16 protein-coding genes and 1 riboswitch are annotated in these 16,000 nt (G+C 66.4%); of the genes, 12 read left to right on the top strand and 4 right to left on the bottom strand.

What is annotated here, in order from left to right; genetic code table 11:
- Nucleotides 1-242 precede the first annotated feature (242 nt).
- The 3 genes from DVU99_RS03830 to metF all read right to left on the bottom strand — a co-directional run bounded on the left by DVU99_RS03830 (nucleotide 243) and on the right by metF (nucleotide 2,670).
- Nucleotides 243-1,160, bottom strand: a complete 918-nt coding sequence (locus DVU99_RS03830) for a branched-chain amino acid transaminase (protein ID WP_114238869.1) — start codon at nucleotides 1,158-1,160, stop codon at nucleotides 243-245.
- 81 nt (nucleotides 1,161-1,241) lie between these two features.
- Nucleotides 1,242-1,814, bottom strand: coding sequence for a DUF4124 domain-containing protein (locus tag DVU99_RS03825; RefSeq protein ID WP_114238868.1), 573 nt, complete (start codon nucleotides 1,812-1,814; stop codon nucleotides 1,242-1,244).
- Between the two features lie 28 nt (nucleotides 1,815-1,842).
- On the bottom strand, nucleotides 1,843-2,670 hold the full coding sequence (gene metF, locus DVU99_RS03820) for a methylenetetrahydrofolate reductase [NAD(P)H] (protein ID WP_114238867.1): 828 nt from the start codon (nucleotides 2,668-2,670) through the stop codon (nucleotides 1,843-1,845).
- Nucleotides 2,671-2,876: 206 nt separating this feature from the next.
- Here metF and ccoN point away from each other — a divergent pair, with 206 nt between their 5' ends.
- From ccoN to DVU99_RS03770, 11 genes are read left to right on the top strand one after another with little or no spacing between them, the layout of a single operon-like run.
- A complete protein-coding gene (gene ccoN, locus DVU99_RS03815; protein WP_114238866.1) occupies nucleotides 2,877-4,322 on the top strand; it encodes a cytochrome-c oxidase, cbb3-type subunit I in 1,446 nt (481 codons plus the stop codon).
- 10 nt (nucleotides 4,323-4,332) lie between these two features.
- Nucleotides 4,333-4,974, top strand: coding sequence for a cytochrome-c oxidase, cbb3-type subunit II (ccoO, locus tag DVU99_RS03810; RefSeq protein WP_114238865.1), 642 nt, complete (start codon nucleotides 4,333-4,335; stop codon nucleotides 4,972-4,974).
- The gene (locus DVU99_RS03805; protein ID WP_114238864.1) at nucleotides 4,974-5,114 is read left to right on the top strand and encodes a cbb3-type cytochrome c oxidase subunit 3; all 141 of its coding nucleotides are present in this window, start codon (nucleotides 4,974-4,976) and stop codon (nucleotides 5,112-5,114) included. Before ccoO ends, DVU99_RS03805 begins: the two co-directional genes overlap by 1 nt.
- Nucleotides 5,111-6,043: a cytochrome-c oxidase, cbb3-type subunit III gene (ccoP, locus tag DVU99_RS03800; RefSeq protein WP_114238863.1), complete on the top strand. Its 933-nt coding sequence runs from the start codon at nucleotides 5,111-5,113 to the stop codon at nucleotides 6,041-6,043. The genes DVU99_RS03805 and ccoP overlap by 4 nt, the downstream gene beginning before the upstream one ends.
- Entirely contained in the window at nucleotides 6,043-6,351 is a 309-nt protein-coding gene (locus tag DVU99_RS03795; protein ID WP_114238862.1) for a hypothetical protein, read from the top strand. The genes ccoP and DVU99_RS03795 overlap by 1 nt, the downstream gene beginning before the upstream one ends.
- Entirely contained in the window at nucleotides 6,348-6,491 is a 144-nt protein-coding gene (locus DVU99_RS20030; protein WP_232823434.1) for a hypothetical protein, read from the top strand. Before DVU99_RS03795 ends, DVU99_RS20030 begins: the two co-directional genes overlap by 4 nt.
- A gap of 36 nt (nucleotides 6,492-6,527) precedes the next feature.
- A complete protein-coding gene (locus DVU99_RS03790) occupies nucleotides 6,528-7,898 on the top strand; it encodes a 4Fe-4S dicluster domain-containing protein (RefSeq protein WP_232823433.1) in 1,371 nt (456 codons plus the stop codon).
- Nucleotides 7,895-8,380, top strand: a complete 486-nt coding sequence (locus DVU99_RS03785) for a hypothetical protein (protein WP_157971337.1) — start codon at nucleotides 7,895-7,897, stop codon at nucleotides 8,378-8,380. Before DVU99_RS03790 ends, DVU99_RS03785 begins: the two co-directional genes overlap by 4 nt.
- Entirely contained in the window at nucleotides 8,323-10,791 is a 2,469-nt protein-coding gene (locus tag DVU99_RS03780; RefSeq protein WP_114238860.1) for a heavy metal translocating P-type ATPase, read from the top strand. Before DVU99_RS03785 ends, DVU99_RS03780 begins: the two co-directional genes overlap by 58 nt.
- Nucleotides 10,788-10,976 carry a cbb3-type cytochrome oxidase assembly protein CcoS gene (gene ccoS, locus DVU99_RS03775; RefSeq protein ID WP_114238859.1) on the top strand — a complete coding sequence of 63 codons (189 nt, stop codon included), beginning with the start codon at nucleotides 10,788-10,790 and terminating at the stop codon, nucleotides 10,974-10,976. Before DVU99_RS03780 ends, ccoS begins: the two co-directional genes overlap by 4 nt.
- Complete coding sequence (locus DVU99_RS03770; protein ID WP_114238858.1) at nucleotides 10,969-11,691, top strand: sulfite exporter TauE/SafE family protein; 723 nt, start codon at nucleotides 10,969-10,971, stop codon at nucleotides 11,689-11,691. The genes ccoS and DVU99_RS03770 overlap by 8 nt, the downstream gene beginning before the upstream one ends.
- 69 nt (nucleotides 11,692-11,760) lie before the next feature.
- Here the strand turns inward: DVU99_RS03770 and ahcY are convergent, their stop codons facing one another.
- On the bottom strand, nucleotides 11,761-13,194 hold the full coding sequence (gene ahcY / locus DVU99_RS03765) for an adenosylhomocysteinase (RefSeq protein WP_114238857.1): 1,434 nt from the start codon (nucleotides 13,192-13,194) through the stop codon (nucleotides 11,761-11,763).
- A 39-nt stretch (nucleotides 13,195-13,233) separates the two neighbouring features.
- Nucleotides 13,234-13,321, bottom strand: a riboswitch (S-adenosyl-L-homocysteine riboswitch).
- Between the two features lie 145 nt (nucleotides 13,322-13,466).
- Here ahcY and DVU99_RS03760 point away from each other — a divergent pair.
- On the top strand, nucleotides 13,467-15,959 hold the full coding sequence (locus DVU99_RS03760) for a prolyl oligopeptidase family serine peptidase (RefSeq protein WP_114238856.1): 2,493 nt from the start codon (nucleotides 13,467-13,469) through the stop codon (nucleotides 15,957-15,959).
- Nucleotides 15,960-16,000 lie beyond the last annotated feature (41 nt).

The raw sequence follows: 16,000 nt of genomic DNA, 5'->3' as shown, positions 1-16,000 counted from the left end.
GCCAAGCCCGGCAACCTGGGGCCAGCCTCTGGGCTAGGACAGAGGCGGGGGCTTGCGCCCTCGCTGTGCATCCCTCGCCTCTTGGCGTCCCGCTTCGTAGGTCTTTCGCGCACAGGGTGCGCCCCTACACGAGAGTTGCGATGTCCATGCGTCCAACCGTAGCAGCGCACCCTCTGCGCGGCCGGACCTGACGAAGGCGGCCGCGCGCGGGATGCGCCCCTTACAGGGCTGGGTGCTGGAGCTTAGAGCGGCTCCAGCCAACCCCACTGGTCGTTGGTCTTGCCGTTGAACAGGCCGAAGAACAGTTCCTGCAGGCGACGGGTGACACGACCCGCCTTGCCGCTGCCGATCTGCTTGCCATCCACCGCGCGGATCGGAGTGATCTCGGCCGCCGTGCCGCACATCAGCAGTTCATCGCAGAGGTACAGGTACTCGCGCGGAATATCACGCTCGACCACTTCGATGCCGTCCTCGCGCGCCAGGATCTTGAGCGTATCGCGGGTAATGCCGGTGAGGATGGAGGCGCTGGCCGGGGTGGTGTGCAGCACGCCGTCGAACACCAGGAACAGGTTCTCGCCGGCACCTTCGCTGAGCAGGCCGGTGGAGGCCATGGCGATGCCTTCGCCAAAGCCCAGGCGACGTGCTTCGCGCGCGATCAGCTGGCCCGAGAGGTAGTTGCCACCGGCCTTGGCACCGGCAGGAATGGTGTTGGGGGCAAAGCGCTGCCAGCTCGACACGCAGGCATCGATGCCGCTTTCCAGTGCTTCGGGGCCGAGATACGGACCCATCGGCCACGCCGCCACGGCCACGTCGATCGGGGTTTCCGCCGACAGGCCGAAACCACCCAGGCCACGATAGGCGACCGGGCGCAGGTAGGCAGCGCTCAGGCCGTTCTTGCGCACGACTTCACGGCAGGCCGCTGCCAGCTCGTCCTGCGTGTAGGGCAGGGTCATGTCGTAGATCTTGGCGGACTGGTACAGGCGCTTGAGGTGGTCGGTAAGGCGGAAGATCGCCGCACCGTCCGGGGTTGCGTAGCTGCGGATACCCTCGAAGACCGACGAGCCGTAATGCAGCGCATGCGCCATCACGTGGACGGTTGCGTCCTGCCAGGGCTTGATCGTGCCGTTCTGCCAGATCCAGTCGGGATATTGCTGCGCCATGTGGGGGTCTCCGGGGGAAAAAATCGCGCCATGATAACCCGGGCACACCGTTGTCGATTTTTGCGGAGCAACAGGCGCCCTTCAGCCTGAGCCCCGGAGCCACAGGCAGCCGGAGCGCCGGACCACGCTGAAGCGCGTTTCCCGCGGCACGCCACTGCCATCGTCGGAGGCCGTGCGCACCACCAGCTGGGTGTCTCCGTTGGTGCGCGGAGGCCCCGCTGAAGAGGTCGCGGCTGGCTCGTCCTCGTCGGCTTCGCCGATGTCGAGCAGGGGGCGTTGCATCAGCGCGCCCAGTGAGCGGATGTCGGAGACCACGGCCTCCCGGCCGTAGCCGTTCCAGATCATCAAACCGGCCAGCCGGTTCGGATCGCGGGTGGCAAACGCATCGACCATGCTCTGTCGCAGCGCAGCCACGGAGGACGCACACAGCACCGGTGGTGGCGACGCCAGGGCTGCCGCAGGCGCCACGCTCATGGCAGCGGTGCTTGCCGGCGCAGGTGTCGAGGCCACCGGGGTCGCCTGCAGTGCGGCACAGGGCTGGTCGGTGAACACCGGATTGCCGTCGGCGCCGACACAGCGGTGGATGCCGTCCTGCGCCCACGCGCCCCATGGTGACAACAGCAGCAGTAGAAGAAGCAGCCCGTAACGCGTCATCCGGCGAGCTTACGCCCGCCGGCGTGGCCTAACCGTGCAACCGGTCGAGAATCGCCCGCGTCGCGCGTGCACGGTTCAAGGTATAGAAATGCAGGCCCGGTGCGCCGCCTTCCAGCAGGCGTCGGCACAGCTGCGCTACCACGTCCGCGCCGAGTTCACGGACCGATGCCGCGTCGTCGCCATGGGCCTGCATGCGCTTGGTGATCCAGCGCGGGATCTCGGCGCCGCAGGCCTCGGAGAAGCGCCGCAACTGGGAGAAATTGGAGATCGGCATGACACCCGGCACGATCGGAATGTCCACGCCCAGGCGCCGCGCGTCGTCGACGAAGCGGAAGTACGCGTCGGCATTGAAGAAATACTGGGTGATGGCGCCGTTCGCTCCGGCGTCCACCTTGGACTTGAAGTGGCGCAGGTCCGCCAGCGCGTCGTCCGCCTGCGGATGGGTCTCGGGATACGCTGCCACCTCGATGTGGAAGTGGTCGCCGTAGTGCTCGCGGATGAAGCGCACCAGTTCGGCCGCATAACGGAAGTCACCCGGCGTGGCCATGCCGGACGGCAAGTCGCCGCGCAGCGCGACGATGCGGCGATAGCCGGACGCCCGGTAGCTGTCCAGCAACTCGGCCAGTTCCGCCCGGGTGCCGCCTACGCAGGAAAGATGTGGCGCCACGTTGAGCCCGTGCGTGCGATGCAGCCGGTGCACGGTTTCACCGGTGTAGCTGAGCGTGGAACCGCCCGCGCCGAAGGTCACCGACACGTATTCCGGCGACCAGGGCTTGAGCAACTTGGCGGCCTGGTCGAGCTGCGCGCGCTGCTCGTCGGTCTTGGGCGGAAAGAACTCAAAGCTGATGGATGGCATCGCGGCAGGTCCCTGGGAACTGGGTTTGATTATATATATCTCTGTGTCGCGATAAAGAGATATTTTACCCCGAGGTCAATTTTGATGAGGCCCGGGATGGCCGTGCTGCGACAAACCGCGCCCATTTGGGCTTGATCTGGATCAAAAGCGACTAGCTGAACGGCCACCAAACTTCCCCCGTTCAATCCAGCCTAGGAGCGGGCCTCATGGTGGGCGTCGAGGGGAGTTACAACGACAAGGTCGTGCGGCAGTTCGCCGTCATGACCGTGGTCTGGGGCGTGGTCGGCATGCTGGTGGGCGTGATCATCGCCGCCCAGCTGTACTGGCCTGGCCTCGATTTTGATCTGCCGTGGCTCAGCTACGGCCGCCTGCGGCCGCTGCACACCAATGCGGTGATTTTTGCGTTCGGCGGCTCGGCGCTGTTTGCCACCAGCCTCTACACGGTGCAGCGCACCTGCCACGTGCGATTGCTGTCGGACAAGCTGGCCGCCTTCGTGTTCTGGGGCTGGCAACTGGTCATCGTGGCCGCGGCCATCACCCTGCCGCTGGGCATCACCCAGGGCAAGGAATACGCCGAGCTCGAATGGCCGATCGACATCCTGATCACCATCGTGTGGGTGGCGTACGCGGTGCTGTTCTTCGGCACCATCGCCAAGCGCAAGGTGAAGCACATCTACGTCGCCAACTGGTTCTATGGCGCGTACATCATCACCATCGCGCTGCTGCACGTCGTCAACAACCTCGCCATCCCGGCCGGCTGGTGGAAGTCGTACTCGGTCTACTCGGGCTCGGTCGACGCGATGGTGCAGTGGTGGTACGGCCATAACGCCGTGGGCTTCTTCCTGACCACCGCCTTCCTCGGCATGATGTATTACTTCGTGCCCAAGCAGGCTGGTCGCCCGATCTACTCGTATCGCCTGTCGATTGTGCACTTCTGGGCGCTGATCGCCGTCTACATGTGGGCCGGTCCGCACCACCTGCAGTACACCGCGCTGCCGGACTGGGCGCAGTCGCTGGGCATGGTGTTCTCGCTGGTATTGCTGGCGCCGTCGTGGGGCGGCGCGATCAACGGCATCCTTACCTTGTCGGGCGTCTGGTACAAGCTGCGCACCGATCCGATCCTCAAGTTCCTCATCGTCTCGCTCTCGTTCTACATGATGAGCACGTTCGAGGGACCGATGATGTCGATCAAGACGGTCAACTCGCTCAGCCACTACACCGACTGGACCATCGGTCACGTGCACTCCGGTGCGATCGGCTGGGTCGCGATGATCTCGATCGGCTCGATCTACGCGATGCTGCCGCGCCTGCTCGGCCTGCAGAAGATGTACTCCACGCGCCTGATCGATACGCACTTCTGGATGCACACCATCGGCCTGGTCGTCTACATCGCCTCGATGTGGATCGCCGGCGTCACCCAGGGCCTCATGTGGCGCGCCACGGACCCGGAAAACGGCACCCTGGTCTATTCGTTCGTCGAAGCGCTCAACGCGACCAAGCCCTACTACCTGTTCCGCCTCGGCGGTGGCCTGATCGTGCTGGCCGGCATGCTGGTGATGGGCTGGAACGTCTTCAAGACCTTCCGCCTCGCCGGTGCGAGCACGGCGCCACAGGCGGTGCTGCCCCCCGACGTTGCAGACGCCCGTGCCTGAGGGAACAGACATGAGCCAAACACACGCAAAGATTGAAAAGAACATCGGCCTCATGGCCATCCTCGTAGCGGTCGCCGTGTCCTTCGGCGGCCTGGCCGAGATTGTGCCGCTGATGTTCCAGGCCGAGACCATCAAGCCGCTGCCCGGTATCAAGCCGTATCCCGCGCTGGAGCTGGCAGGCCGCGACGTCTACATCCGCGAGGGTTGCTACAACTGCCATTCGCAGATGGTGCGCACGCTGCGCTTTGAAACCGAGCGCTATGGCCACTATTCGCTGGCGGGTGAGTCGGTCTACGACCATCCGTTCCAGTGGGGCAGCAAGCGCACGGGTCCGGACCTTGCCCGTGTCGGCCTGCGTGGCTACTCCGACGATTGGCATCGCGCCCATCTGAACAATCCGCGCGACGTGGTGCCGGAGTCGAACATGCCGGCCTATCCGTGGCTGGCCAAGGCCAAGCTCGACGGTGCCGAGGTGGCGCAGCACATGCGCGCGCTCAAGCGCATCGGCGACCCCTATACCGATGCGGACATCGCAGGTGCCCCGGCCGCCGTGGAGGGCAAGACCGAGCTTGACGCCGTGATCGCCTACCTGCAGTCACTGGGTACCCACGTGTCGCAGGCGGACATGCAGGTTGCAGAGGGGGCCGAGTGATGGTGCCTGGCCTGATTACCGCTGCATTGCTGCTGCTGTTCGTAGGCGGCTGCATCTGGCTATGGCTTCCGGGCCATAAAGCCGCGCTGGATGCCGCAGCCCAGATGCCGCTGGATGACGACAAGGAGGAAACGGCATGACTTCCGCATGGACGTGGTACGTGGTGGCCTTGACCGTGCTGAATCTGCTCGGCTGCATCTGGCTGCTCAGGGGCAACACCCGTCGTGGCCCGAACGACCCCAAGCCGGATGAAACAGGCCATGTGTGGGACGGTGATCTCACCGAGTACAACAAGCCGCTGCCGCGGTGGTGGATCAACCTGTTCTACATCACCATCGTGTTCGCCGTGGGCTACCTGGTGTGGTACGGCGTGGGCAGCCTCAAGGGCTATGGCCATTGGAGCTCCAAGTCCGAATGGGCTATCGAGTCGGCGGCCGAGGATGCGCGCCTGGACGACACGCTGAAGCTCTACGCCGGCAAGCCGATCGACGAACTGGCCAAGGATGCCGCGGCAGTGTCGATCGGTCGCGCCATCTTCATCAACCGCTGTGCCGCCTGTCATGGTTCGAGCGGGCATGGTGCCGTGGGTTATCCCGACCTTACCGACGACATCTGGCATTGGGGTGGTACGCCGCATCGCATCCTGGAAACCATCCAGGAAGGTCGCCAGGCCGTCATGCCGGCGTGGGCCACCACGCTGACCGCCCAGGGTGGACCCACAGCCGTGGACGACACGATCGCGTACGTGCTCTCGCTGTCGCGTCCCGGTCAGCCGGCGGATGCGGTGGAGCGTGGCGGCAAGCTGTTCGCCGGCATCTGCTCGGCCTGTCATGGTCCGCAGGGCAAGGGCAACCAGGTGGTGGGTGCGCCGGACCTGACCGACAGCTACTGGTTGTATGGCAGCAGCCAGGCTTCGCTGCATCACACGCTCAATGAAGGCCGCCAAGGTGTGATGCCGGCATGGAAGCCGGTACTCGGTGATACCCGCACGCGACTGGTCGGTGCCTATGTGTGGACACTGTCGCCCCACAAGGAACCGCCGCCGGTTGGCGCCGTGGTCGCCGAATAATGTCCGGGCATGTTGCCAAACCTCCGGAACCGGTGCCGACGCCTGCTTCGTTGCAGCGCGTCGGCGCCATTTTGTGGCCAAGTTTTTTTGTTGCGGGTGTCGTGACCATGGTGTTCTTCGCCTACGTCGATCCCCAGGCCCTCAACGACATCACCTTCCCCTCGCTGAAGCTCAGCCGGACGCTCGGCTACTCCCTGGGATTCTTCCTGATCTGGTTGGCTACGGCCTGCTCCAGTTTGTTCACCTGGATCCTGCTGCGGCCTCCGGAGCAGGTGAAGCACGGCCCGGGGCACGGTAGCGCATCATGAGTCGTCGCATTCCGCTGCACGTCATTGACGACAGCACCTCCTATTACGTCAGCGAACGCAAGGTCTACCCACGCGAGGTGTCGGGCCAGTTCAACCGGCTGCGCGTAGCCGCGGTGATCTGGTTGCTGGGCATGTTCTAGCTGTTTCCCTGGCTGCGCTGGGGTGGGCGGCAGGCGGTGTTGCTGGATCTGCCGGCGCGACAGTTCCACGTGTTCGGCTGGATGTTCCTGCCCCAGGATTTCCTGTTTCTCTCCACGCTGCTGATCATCGCCGCGCTGGCGCTGTTCTTCTTCACGGCGCTGGCGGGGCGCCTGTTCTGCGGTTACGCCTGCCCGCAGACCGTGTGGACCGAAGTCTCCTTGTGGATCGAGCGCTGGTGCGAGGGTGACCGCAACAGGCGGATGAAGCTCGACGCCGGCCCCTGGAACCGGGAGAAGATCCTGCGCAAGGGCGCGCGCCACCTGCTGTGGGCGCTGTTTGCGTTGTGGACCGGCTTTACCTTTGTCGGCTTCTTCAGCCCCATTGTCGACCTGGCCAGGCGCACACCGTTCGGCTGGGGTGGCTGGGAAACGTTCTGGATCCTGTTCTATGGCTTCGCCACCTGGGGCAACGCGGGCTTCCTGCGCCAGCAGGTATGCAAGTACATGTGTCCTTATGCGCGCTTCCAGAGCGCGATGTTCGATCGCAATACGCTGATCATTGCGTATGACCCCATGCGTGGCGAGCCGCGTGGTCCGCGCAAGCGCGGGCTGCAGAGCGTGCTCGAACGGGCGCGTGGCCTGCTCGACAAGGTCACCGCCTATGACTACGTGTTCCGCGCCAGCCAGCATCCGTCGGCCGCCGACAATCGTGCCCAGGCCGGTGGCACCATCGCGCTCGCCAGCGCAGGTGCCAGTGCCGAGCCGTTGCCGAAGTTCAGCCTGGAGCAACTTGGCGACTGCGTCGACTGCACCATTTGCGTGCAGGTATGCCCCACCGGCATCGACATACGCAATGGACTGCAATACGAATGCATTGCCTGCGGTGCCTGCATCGATGCCTGCAACGGGGTGATGGACAAGGTCGGCTATCCGCGCGGCCTGATCCGTTACACCACGCAGAACCATATCGACGGCAAGCCGGCGCGCGTGTTGCGGCCGCGCATTGTCATCTATGCCTGCCTGCTGCTGGCCTTCATGGGGGGATGGATATACGGCGTGACGCATCGCCAGCCGGTCATCGCCGAGGTCTTGCGCGACCGCAATGCCATGTACAGCCAGGGCCAGGGTGGGCGCATCGAGAACAGCTACACGCTCAAGCTGGTCAACAAGGACCAGAAGGCACACCGCTTTGTCATCGACGTGGTCGCGCCCGAGATGGCGGACGTCAACCTGCGGGATAGCGCCCGGACCATCGAGGCGCAGAGTGGTGAGGTCCTGTCCGTGCCCGTCATGGTGAGCGCCTCCCCGGAAACCACGGGTCGCCATGACCTCACCTTTCAAGTACGCGGCGTCGACGTGGACGCCGCTGTCGATATCCACAGCAGCTTCTTTGGACCCTCGCCATGAACCAACCCCGTAGTGCCTGGCGCGAGCCGATGGTGTGGATGCTGGTGGGCTTGCCCATCGCATCGGTAGCGATCGGTTTTGCGCTGTTGTTCGCCGCGGTCCGCCCGGGCAGGGAGGACATGGATACGGCCATCCATGTCACCCGTGTCGGCAAACTGCTGGTGGCCGCTCGACCCAACGCGGCGGCCGTGGATATCCGGACGGCTGGCCTGGTGCTGCGCACCAAGGGCGACATGATCGAAGCTGTGCCGATGGACGGTGATTTTCCGCGCGGCGGCAAGCTCACCTTGAAGCTGTCGGTGGCCGATGCCTCCGTACCGCCGCGCACCTACGAACTGAGCCCCAGCGAGCTGGGCTGGAGAGGTGTGGGCGGGCTGGATGCTCGGCACGACTGGACCGTCGAGCTGGCACCGGAGAGTGCGGCATGGTTGCTGCACGGGCACTGGGCACGGGACGCGCGATCCATCCGCTTGATGCCTTGATCGTGGGCCGTGCCGTCGACCTCGGCGGTGCCGCCTCCGTGCGGCTCTGCTACCACTGCGGCGAGGCGCTGCCCGCGTCAGCGGTAGCGATGGATGTCGATGGCACGGCGCGTGAGTTCTGCTGCGAGGGTTGTGTCGCGGCGGCGCGATGGATCGGCGAATCCGACCTGGGAGACTACTACCGCCTGCGCAGTGCCAGCGGTGCCAGGGTGGATGCGGAGCTGCCCGACCTCAGTGGCTGGGATCGCGAGGACGTGCTGCACGAGCACGCCTTTGCCGTGCCTGGTGGACTAGAGATCACCGTGCTCACCGACGGCATGCGTTGCGCCGCCTGTGCCTGGTTGATCGACCGCGCCGTGCAACGCCTTCCCGGCGTTTTCGACAGCAGTGCCAATGCGGTCACGGGCCGTATCCGCGTCGGTTGGAATCCGGCCGAGGTGCGCCTGTCACAGGTGCTGCGCCAGTTGGCCTTGCTGGGCTACAAGCCTTATCTGGCGGCGGGAGCGGCGCAGGAGCGCGAGCGATTGTCCGAGCGGCGGCATGGCCTGATGCGGCTGGGCGTGGCCGGGCTTGGCGCCATGCAGACCATGATGCTGTCCGAGGCGTTGTTCCTGGACTTTCATCACCACATGGCCTGGGCCACGCGCGATTTCTTCCGCTGGGTGACCTTCCTGGTCTGCACGCCGGTGGTGTTCTACGCCGGCTGGCCGTTCATCGCCGGCTGTTGGCGCGAGTTGCGCCAGCGCCATCTGGGCATGGACACGCTGGTGGCCAGCTCCACCCTGTTGGCCTATCTGGCCAGCATGGTGGAGACCCTGCGCGGCGGCACCCATGTCTGGTACGACGCGGCGGCGATGTTCGTGTTCCTGCTGCTGGGCGCGCGCATGCTGGAGCAGCGCGCCCGGCGCATCGCCAGCTCACAGGTGGACACGTTGGCGCGGGCGCGACCGACCCTGGCGGTGCGCGAACTCGCGGACGGGCGTCGCGAATCGGTGCCGCTCGCCGATCTGCGGGTGGGAGATGTGGCCTGCGTGGCCGTGGGCGACGCGGTCCCGGCCGATGGCCGGCTGCTGGACGCGCACGCCATGTTCGAGGAGGCGTTGCTGACCGGCGAGTCGCGCCCCGTCGACAAGCAGCAGGGGGCGGATGTCTATGCGGGCACGCTGTGCCGCGAGACACCTGCGCGCATCGAAGTGACCCGGGTGGGGCAGGCCACGCGACTTTCGCAGCTGTCGCGCCTGGTCGAGCAGGCGCAGGCGCATCGACCGCCTTTGGCGCGCATGGCGGATCGGGTCGGCAGCGCGTTCGTGGCGAGCCTGCTGGTGGCGGCGATTGCGGTGTACCTGGGGTGGCGCATGTACGACCCTGCGCGTGCGTTCGAAGTCACCTTGTCGCTGCTGGTGATCAGCTGCCCATGCGCGCTGTCGCTGGCGGTGCCTGCTGCGCTCGCTGCCTCGCATGGCGCGCTGGCGCGTCTTGGCGTGTTGTCGCTGCGAGCGCAGGGGCTGGACAGCCTGGCGCGCGCGACGGACGTGGTGTTCGACAAGACGGGCACGCTGACGCGCGTCCAGCCCGAGCTGGTCGATGTAGAGGTCTTCGGCGGCATCACCCGGGGACAGGCGCTGGCGATCACCGCGGTGCTGGAGCGGGACAGCGGACATCCGATCGCGGCTGCATTCCCGCCGAGCGAGGCCGGCGCCACGGTGACGGCCCTGCGCGTGCATCCTGGCCAGGGCTTGAGTGGCTGCGTGGATGGCAGGACATGGCGCGTGGGGCAGGCCGCGTTTGCAGCGCGGCGGGATGACGATGGGCAGCTGTGGCTCGGCGATGGCCAGACCGCCTTTGCGCGCTTCGTGCTGCGCGAAAGCCTGAGGCCGGACGCCAAGGCGGCGCTGGATAGCCTGCGGCGGCTGGGGTTGCGCATCCATCTTGCCAGCGGCGACGCCGGCGTCGCGGTGCAGCGTCTGGCCGGTGAGCTGGACGTCGATGACGCGCATGCGCGCTGCAGTTCGGAAGACAAGCTGGCGCTGGTGCGCGGCCTGCAGTCGCAAGGACACATCGTCGCCATGGTCGGCGACGGCCTCAACGATGCGCCGGTGCTGGCCGGTGCGGATGTCTCCCTGGCCATGGGCGAGGGCGCCCCGCTGGCGCAGCGCGCCGCCGACATGGTGCTCACCGCGCCGTCGCTGCTGCGACTGCCGGCGGCGGTGTCGCTGGCGCGCCGCACGCGGCAGATCATCCGGCAGAACTTCGCCTGGGCCATCGGCTACAACCTGCTGGCCTTGCCGCTTGCCATCCTGGGACAGGTCACGCCGTCGTTGGCGGCGCTGGGCATGGCCTTGTCATCGCTGATCGTTACCACCAACGCGCTGCGTCTGATGCGCGCATCGAAGGCCGAGGCCGCGCCATGATCATCCTGCTGATGTTGATACCGCTGAGCCTCATGCTGCTGGGCGTCGCCATCGGTGCCTTCGTGTGGGCCGTGCGGCGTGGGCAGTTCGACGACATGGATACGCCGCCGCTGGACATCCTGCGGGACGAGCCGCTGCCCACGCGACCTGTATCACCGGGCGCGGAAACGGGCCGCCATGATTAACGGCCTGGCCTTGTCGGCGGTGCTGCTTACCGGCGTGCTGGGCGGTGTGCATTGCACCGCGATGTGCGGCGGCATCGCCACCGGATTCTCGGTATGGTCGCCGAAGGCCGGCTGGTGGCCGGCATTGCAGCTCAACCTCGGACGGGTGCTGGGCTATACGCTCGCAGGCGCGCTGGTGGGCGGCATCGGTGACGGTGTGCTGCGCCTGTTCGAGCTGACGGCGCTGGCGGCGGCGATGCGCGTGACGGTAGGTGTGATCCTGGTGATCGCCGCGTTGCGCTTGCTCGATCGTGGTGGGCGACTTGGTTTCCTGGCTCGTCCCGGCGCGCGCCTGTGGCGCTGGCTGGCGCCATGGCAGCGACGGCTGTTGCCGGCGCATACGCCATGGCGGCGGCTCGCGGCAGGCATGCTGTGGGGATGGATGCCATGCGGACTCAGCACCACCGTGCTGGCGGCGGCGTGGCTGCAGGCGAGCGCCGTGGGCGGTGCCTTGACCATGGCGGCGTTCGGCCTGGGCACGTTGCCGCTGATGTTGCCGTTGACCTGGTCGGGCGCGCGGGTAGGGCGCTGGCTGCAGCGCCCCGGTCCGCGTCGCGGTGCCGCGATGTTCATCCTCGCGGCCGGCGTGTTGACGTTGTCGGCGCCATGGCTGATGCACGTGCCGGCCCTGCACGGCGTGCTGGGCCTGCTGGGCTGCGGGCCCGGCGCGCAGTAGTCGGCACACGCACGCAAAGAAAAAGGCCGCCCGAGGGCGGCCTTCTTGTGCGGGCCGGATGGCCAGCGATCAGTAGCGGTAATGGTCCGGCTTGTACGGGCCATCCACCGGCACGCCGATGTAGGCGGCCTGTTCCGGGGTCAGCCTGGTCAGCTTCACGCCGATCTGCTCCAGGTGCAGGCGGGCGACTTCCTCGTCCAGCTTCTTCGGCAGGCGGTAGACCTTCTTGTCGTAGAAGTCCTTGTTCGCCCACAGGTCGAGCTGGGCCAGCGTCTGGTTGGAGAAGCTGTTGGACATCACGAAGCTCGGGTGGCCGTGGGCGCAGCCCAGGTTCACCAGGCGGCCTTCGGCAAGCATGTAGATGCTGCGGCCGGTCTGCTCGAAGGTGTAGCGATCCACCTGCGGCTTGATGGTCTCGCGCGTCACGCCCTTGGCGGCGTTGAGGCGATCCATCTGGATCTCATTGTCGAAGTGGCCGATGTTGCACACCAGGGCGTTGTTCTTCATCGCCGCCATGTGCTCCAGCGTGATGATGTCCTTGTTGCCGGTGGTGGTGACGTAGATGTCGCCCAGGCCCAGGGTCTCTTCGATGGTGGTGACCTGGAAGCCTTCCATCGCCGCCTGCAGGGCGTTGATGGGATCGATCTCGGTGACGATCACGCGGGCGCCGAAGCCCTTGAGCGAATGGGCGCAGCCCTTGCCCACGTCACCGTAGCCGCACACCACGGCGACCTTGCCGGCCACCATCAGGTCGGTGGCGCGCTTGATGCCGTCGGCCAGCGACTCGCGGCAGCCGTACAGGTTGTCGAACTTGGACTTGGTCACCGAGTCGTTGACGTTGATCGCCGGCACCAGCAGCTTGCCGGCCTCGGCCAACTGGTATAGGCGGTGCACGCCGGTGGTGGTTTCCTCGGAGACGCCCTTCCACTCGGCGGCGATCTTCTTGAACCAGCCCGGACGCTCGCTGGCGGTGCGCTTGACCAGGTCCTTGATGACCTGCTCTTCGTGGTTGCTGCTGGGCGTGTTGACCCAGTCGCTGCCGTCTTCCAGCTCCACGCCCTTGTGGATGAACAAGGTGGCGTCGCCGCCGTCGTCCACGATCAGCTGGGGACCCAGTTCGCCCGGGTGGGTCAGCATGTCCAGCGTGCACTGCCAGTATTCCTCCAGCGTCTCGCCCTTCCAGGCAAACACCGGCATGCCGCCTGCCGCCAGCGCGGCGGCGACGTCGTCCTGGGTCGAGAAGATGTTGCACGAAGCCCAGCGCACCGAGGCGCCCAGCTCACGCAGGGTCTCGGCCAGCACGGCGGTTTCCTTGGTGCAGTGCAGGGAGCCGGACAGGCGCACGCCCTTCAGCGGCTTGTCCTTGGCGTAGCGGGCGCGGATCTGCATCAGGCCCGGCATTTCCTCTTCCGCCATGCGGATGCGGCGGCGGCCGAGGTCGGCCTGGGACATGTCACGGACCTTGAAATCCTGCGGGGCGGAATCTTGGGTAACTGCATTCATGGCTTAGCTCCGGGTGTTGCGACCTGGGGAGGCCGCATCGTGATCCGGGCGCCGTTACAAAGGAAATCCGTCGAGCCTGGCCGGTGCCGTGGTGTCACGGTTGCCGGTCGCAGCGCCCCTCGACGGGACTCTGGAGTATAGCGGCAGGCCCAGGGCCTTTTCCCGTCGGCGCATTCAGTTTGGCGCCGTGCCAGGCCCATGACTGATGGCGCAGGCCGAGGTGCCGGCGGGCCGTTAATGTCGCAAGTTCCTGCGACAACGGTACCTCGACCATGGATTTCTCGCTCCGGCGCCTTGCCCTCATCGGCTTCCTGCTTGCCGTTCCCCCGCTGGCCGTCCAGGCCCAGCTGGCCCCGCCTGCTGCCAGTGCATCTGCGACGGGCTATGTACTGCCGCCTGCACCGTTGCAGGCGCTGGTGGACGCGCCGCGTCCGCCACAGTTGCTGATCAGTCCGCATCGTGACCTGCTGGCGCTGGTGCAGTCGCCGGCATTGCCGGGGATCGACGTGGTGGCGCAGCCGGAGCTGAAGCTGGCCGGCCTGCGCATCAATCCGCGTACCTTCGCGCAGAGCCGTTTCATCTTCGGCAGCGACCTGTGGCTGCTCGACGTGGCCAGCGGCAAGGAGATCCGCCTGCAGGGCCTGCCGTCGCCGATGGCGATCGCCAGTCCGTTGTGGTCGCCCGACCAGCGCTACCTGGCCTTCAACCAGGTGGACGCACGACAGGGGCGCAACGAGTTGTGGCTGGTCGACATCGCCGCGCACACCGCGCGCCGGCTCACCACGCTGCCACTGAACACCGTCGCGGGTCGCGGCTATCGCTGGATGCCCGACAGCAAGCAGCTGCTGGTGCAACTGCAACCCGAGGGCCAGGGCAGTGCACCGGTGGCCAGCGGCATCCCGACCGGCCCCAGCACCCAGCAGACCCTGGCGGGCGGTGGCGTGAAGTCGATCCGCACCTATCCGGATCTGTTGCGCAACGAGGACGATGCGCGTCTGTTCGAGTACTACCTGCGTTCGCAGAGCGCCTTGGTGGATCTCGACGGCAAGGTCACGCCGATCGGCGAGCCTGCGCTGACGCTGTCGATCAGTGCGTCGCCCGATGGCCGCTACCTGTTGCGCGAGCGGGTGGAGCGGCCGTTCTCCTACCTTGTGCCGGTGGACAGTTTCCCGCAGCGCATCGAAGTGCTTGATCGCACCGGCAAGCTGGTGAAGGAGATCGCCCGCCTGCCGCTGGTGGAAGGCCTGCCGACCGGCAACGACGCCGTGCCCACCGGTGTGCGCAGCATCGACTGGCGCGCCGATGCGCCGGCCACCCTGGTGTGGGCCGAGGCACAGGACGGCGGCGATCCCGCGCGTGCGGCCGAGGTGCGCGACCTGGTGCGCATGCAGGCGGCGCCGTTCGAGCAGTCGCCAGTGACGCTGGCAAGGCTGGGCGGACGTTATGCCGGAGCCTACTGGGGCAATGGCAGGCTCGCCCTGATCGACGAGTTCTGGTGGAAGACGCGCAAGGTCAAGGAATGGCGCGTGGCGCCTGACCAGCCGGCTCAGGCGCCCGCGCTGGTGCGCGAAGGTTCGTCGGAAGACCGTTACCGCAACCCCGGCACGCCGGCCAGCGCACCCGATGAACATGGCGAGTCGCGCCTGCTGGTGGCTGCGGATGGCGAGAGCATTTTTCGCCTGGGTGACGGCGCATCGCCGGAAGGCGACCGTCCCTTCATCGACAAGGTGAACCTGCGCACCGGCCAGAGCACGCGCCTGTTCCACTCGCAGGCCCCGTACTACGAGGCCCCGCAGGCGCTGCTGGACAACGAAGGCAAGCGCGCGCTGATCTCGCGCGAATCGCCCGAGGAGCCCACCAATTACTACGTCAGCCAGCTGGGCACGTCGGCCGCGCCGCAGGCGTTGACCCGCTTCCCGCATCCGCTGCCGCAGCTCAAGGGCGTGAAGAAGGAGCAGGTCCGCTACAAGCGCAAGGACGGCGTGGAACTCAGCGCCACGCTGTACCTGCCGCCCAACTATGACCCGAAGAAGGACGGCCCGCGCCCGATGCTGATGTGGGCCTATCCGGCCGAGTTCAAATCGGCGGATGCAGCAGGGCAGGTCACCGACTCGCCCTACCGTTTCAACCGCATCAGTTTCTGGGGCGCGCAGGCGTTCCTGGCCATGGGCTACACGGTGCTGGACAACTTCTCGGTGCCGATCGTGGGTGAGGGCAGCAAGGAGCCCAACGACACCTATATCCCGCAGCTGGTGGCCAGTGCCGAGGCGGCGGTGGACGAAGTGGTGCGTCGTGGCGTGGCCGACCGCAATCGCATCGCGGTCGGCGGGCATTCCTACGGCGCCTTCATGACCGCCAACCTGCTCGCCCACACGCGCCTGTTCAAGGCCGGCATTGCGCGCAGCGGCGCCTACAACCGCACGCTCACCCCGTTCGGCTTCCAGTCCGAGGAACGCAACTACTGGCAGGCGCAGGACGTGTACCAGGCGATGTCGCCGTTCAACTACGCCAACGACATCAAGGATGCATTGCTGATGATCCACGGCGAGCAGGACAACAACTCCGGCACCTTCCCGATCCAGAGCGAGCGCCTGTACGCCGCGGTGAAGGGCCTTGGCGGCACCGCGCGACTGGTGATGCTGCCGAACGAGGCGCATGCGTACCGTGCACGCGAATCGATCATGCAGATGCTGGCCGAGATGAACGCATGGCTGGAGAAGTACGTCGGCAAGGCACCGGCGCCGGCGGCTGACGTGAAGAAGTGAGGGATGAGTCGACAGGGCGCCGGGCCCTGTCGACCCGTTGG

The organism is Dyella sp. C9, assembly GCF_003332825.1.
In the GTDB taxonomy this organism is placed as follows: domain Bacteria; phylum Pseudomonadota; class Gammaproteobacteria; order Xanthomonadales; family Rhodanobacteraceae; genus Dyella.
Note: the sequence above shows the minus strand (reverse complement) of the source record. Positions and strands in the feature narration are given on the sequence as shown.

What these genes read in the sequence shown, in the direction of transcription:
- ccoO (WP_114238865.1), top strand. Translation starts at nt 4,333, where the DNA reads ATGAGCCAAACACACGCAAAGATTGAAAAGAACATCGGCCTCATGGCC.
- DVU99_RS03805 (WP_114238864.1), top strand. Translation starts at nt 4,974, where the DNA reads ATGGTGCCTGGCCTGATTACCGCTGCATTGCTGCTGCTGTTCGTAGGC.
- DVU99_RS03760 (WP_114238856.1), top strand. Translation starts at nt 13,467, where the DNA reads ATGGATTTCTCGCTCCGGCGCCTTGCCCTCATCGGCTTCCTGCTTGCC.
- DVU99_RS03795 (WP_114238862.1), top strand. Translation starts at nt 6,043, where the DNA reads ATGTCCGGGCATGTTGCCAAACCTCCGGAACCGGTGCCGACGCCTGCT.
- ahcY (WP_114238857.1), bottom strand. Translation starts at nt 13,194, where the DNA reads ATGAATGCAGTTACCCAAGATTCCGCCCCGCAGGATTTCAAGGTCCGT.
- metF (WP_114238867.1), bottom strand. Translation starts at nt 2,670, where the DNA reads ATGCCATCCATCAGCTTTGAGTTCTTTCCGCCCAAGACCGACGAGCAG.
- DVU99_RS03785 (WP_157971337.1), top strand. Translation starts at nt 7,895, where the DNA reads ATGAACCAACCCCGTAGTGCCTGGCGCGAGCCGATGGTGTGGATGCTG.
- DVU99_RS03830 (WP_114238869.1), bottom strand. Translation starts at nt 1,160, where the DNA reads ATGGCGCAGCAATATCCCGACTGGATCTGGCAGAACGGCACGATCAAG.
- ccoP (WP_114238863.1), top strand. Translation starts at nt 5,111, where the DNA reads ATGACTTCCGCATGGACGTGGTACGTGGTGGCCTTGACCGTGCTGAAT.
- DVU99_RS03780 (WP_114238860.1), top strand. Translation starts at nt 8,323, where the DNA reads ATGGTTGCTGCACGGGCACTGGGCACGGGACGCGCGATCCATCCGCTT.
- ccoS (WP_114238859.1), top strand. Translation starts at nt 10,788, where the DNA reads ATGATCATCCTGCTGATGTTGATACCGCTGAGCCTCATGCTGCTGGGC.
- DVU99_RS03825 (WP_114238868.1), bottom strand. Translation starts at nt 1,814, where the DNA reads ATGACGCGTTACGGGCTGCTTCTTCTACTGCTGCTGTTGTCACCATGG.
- DVU99_RS03770 (WP_114238858.1), top strand. Translation starts at nt 10,969, where the DNA reads ATGATTAACGGCCTGGCCTTGTCGGCGGTGCTGCTTACCGGCGTGCTG.
- ccoN (WP_114238866.1), top strand. Translation starts at nt 2,877, where the DNA reads ATGGTGGGCGTCGAGGGGAGTTACAACGACAAGGTCGTGCGGCAGTTC.
- DVU99_RS20030 (WP_232823434.1), top strand. Translation starts at nt 6,348, where the DNA reads ATGAGTCGTCGCATTCCGCTGCACGTCATTGACGACAGCACCTCCTAT.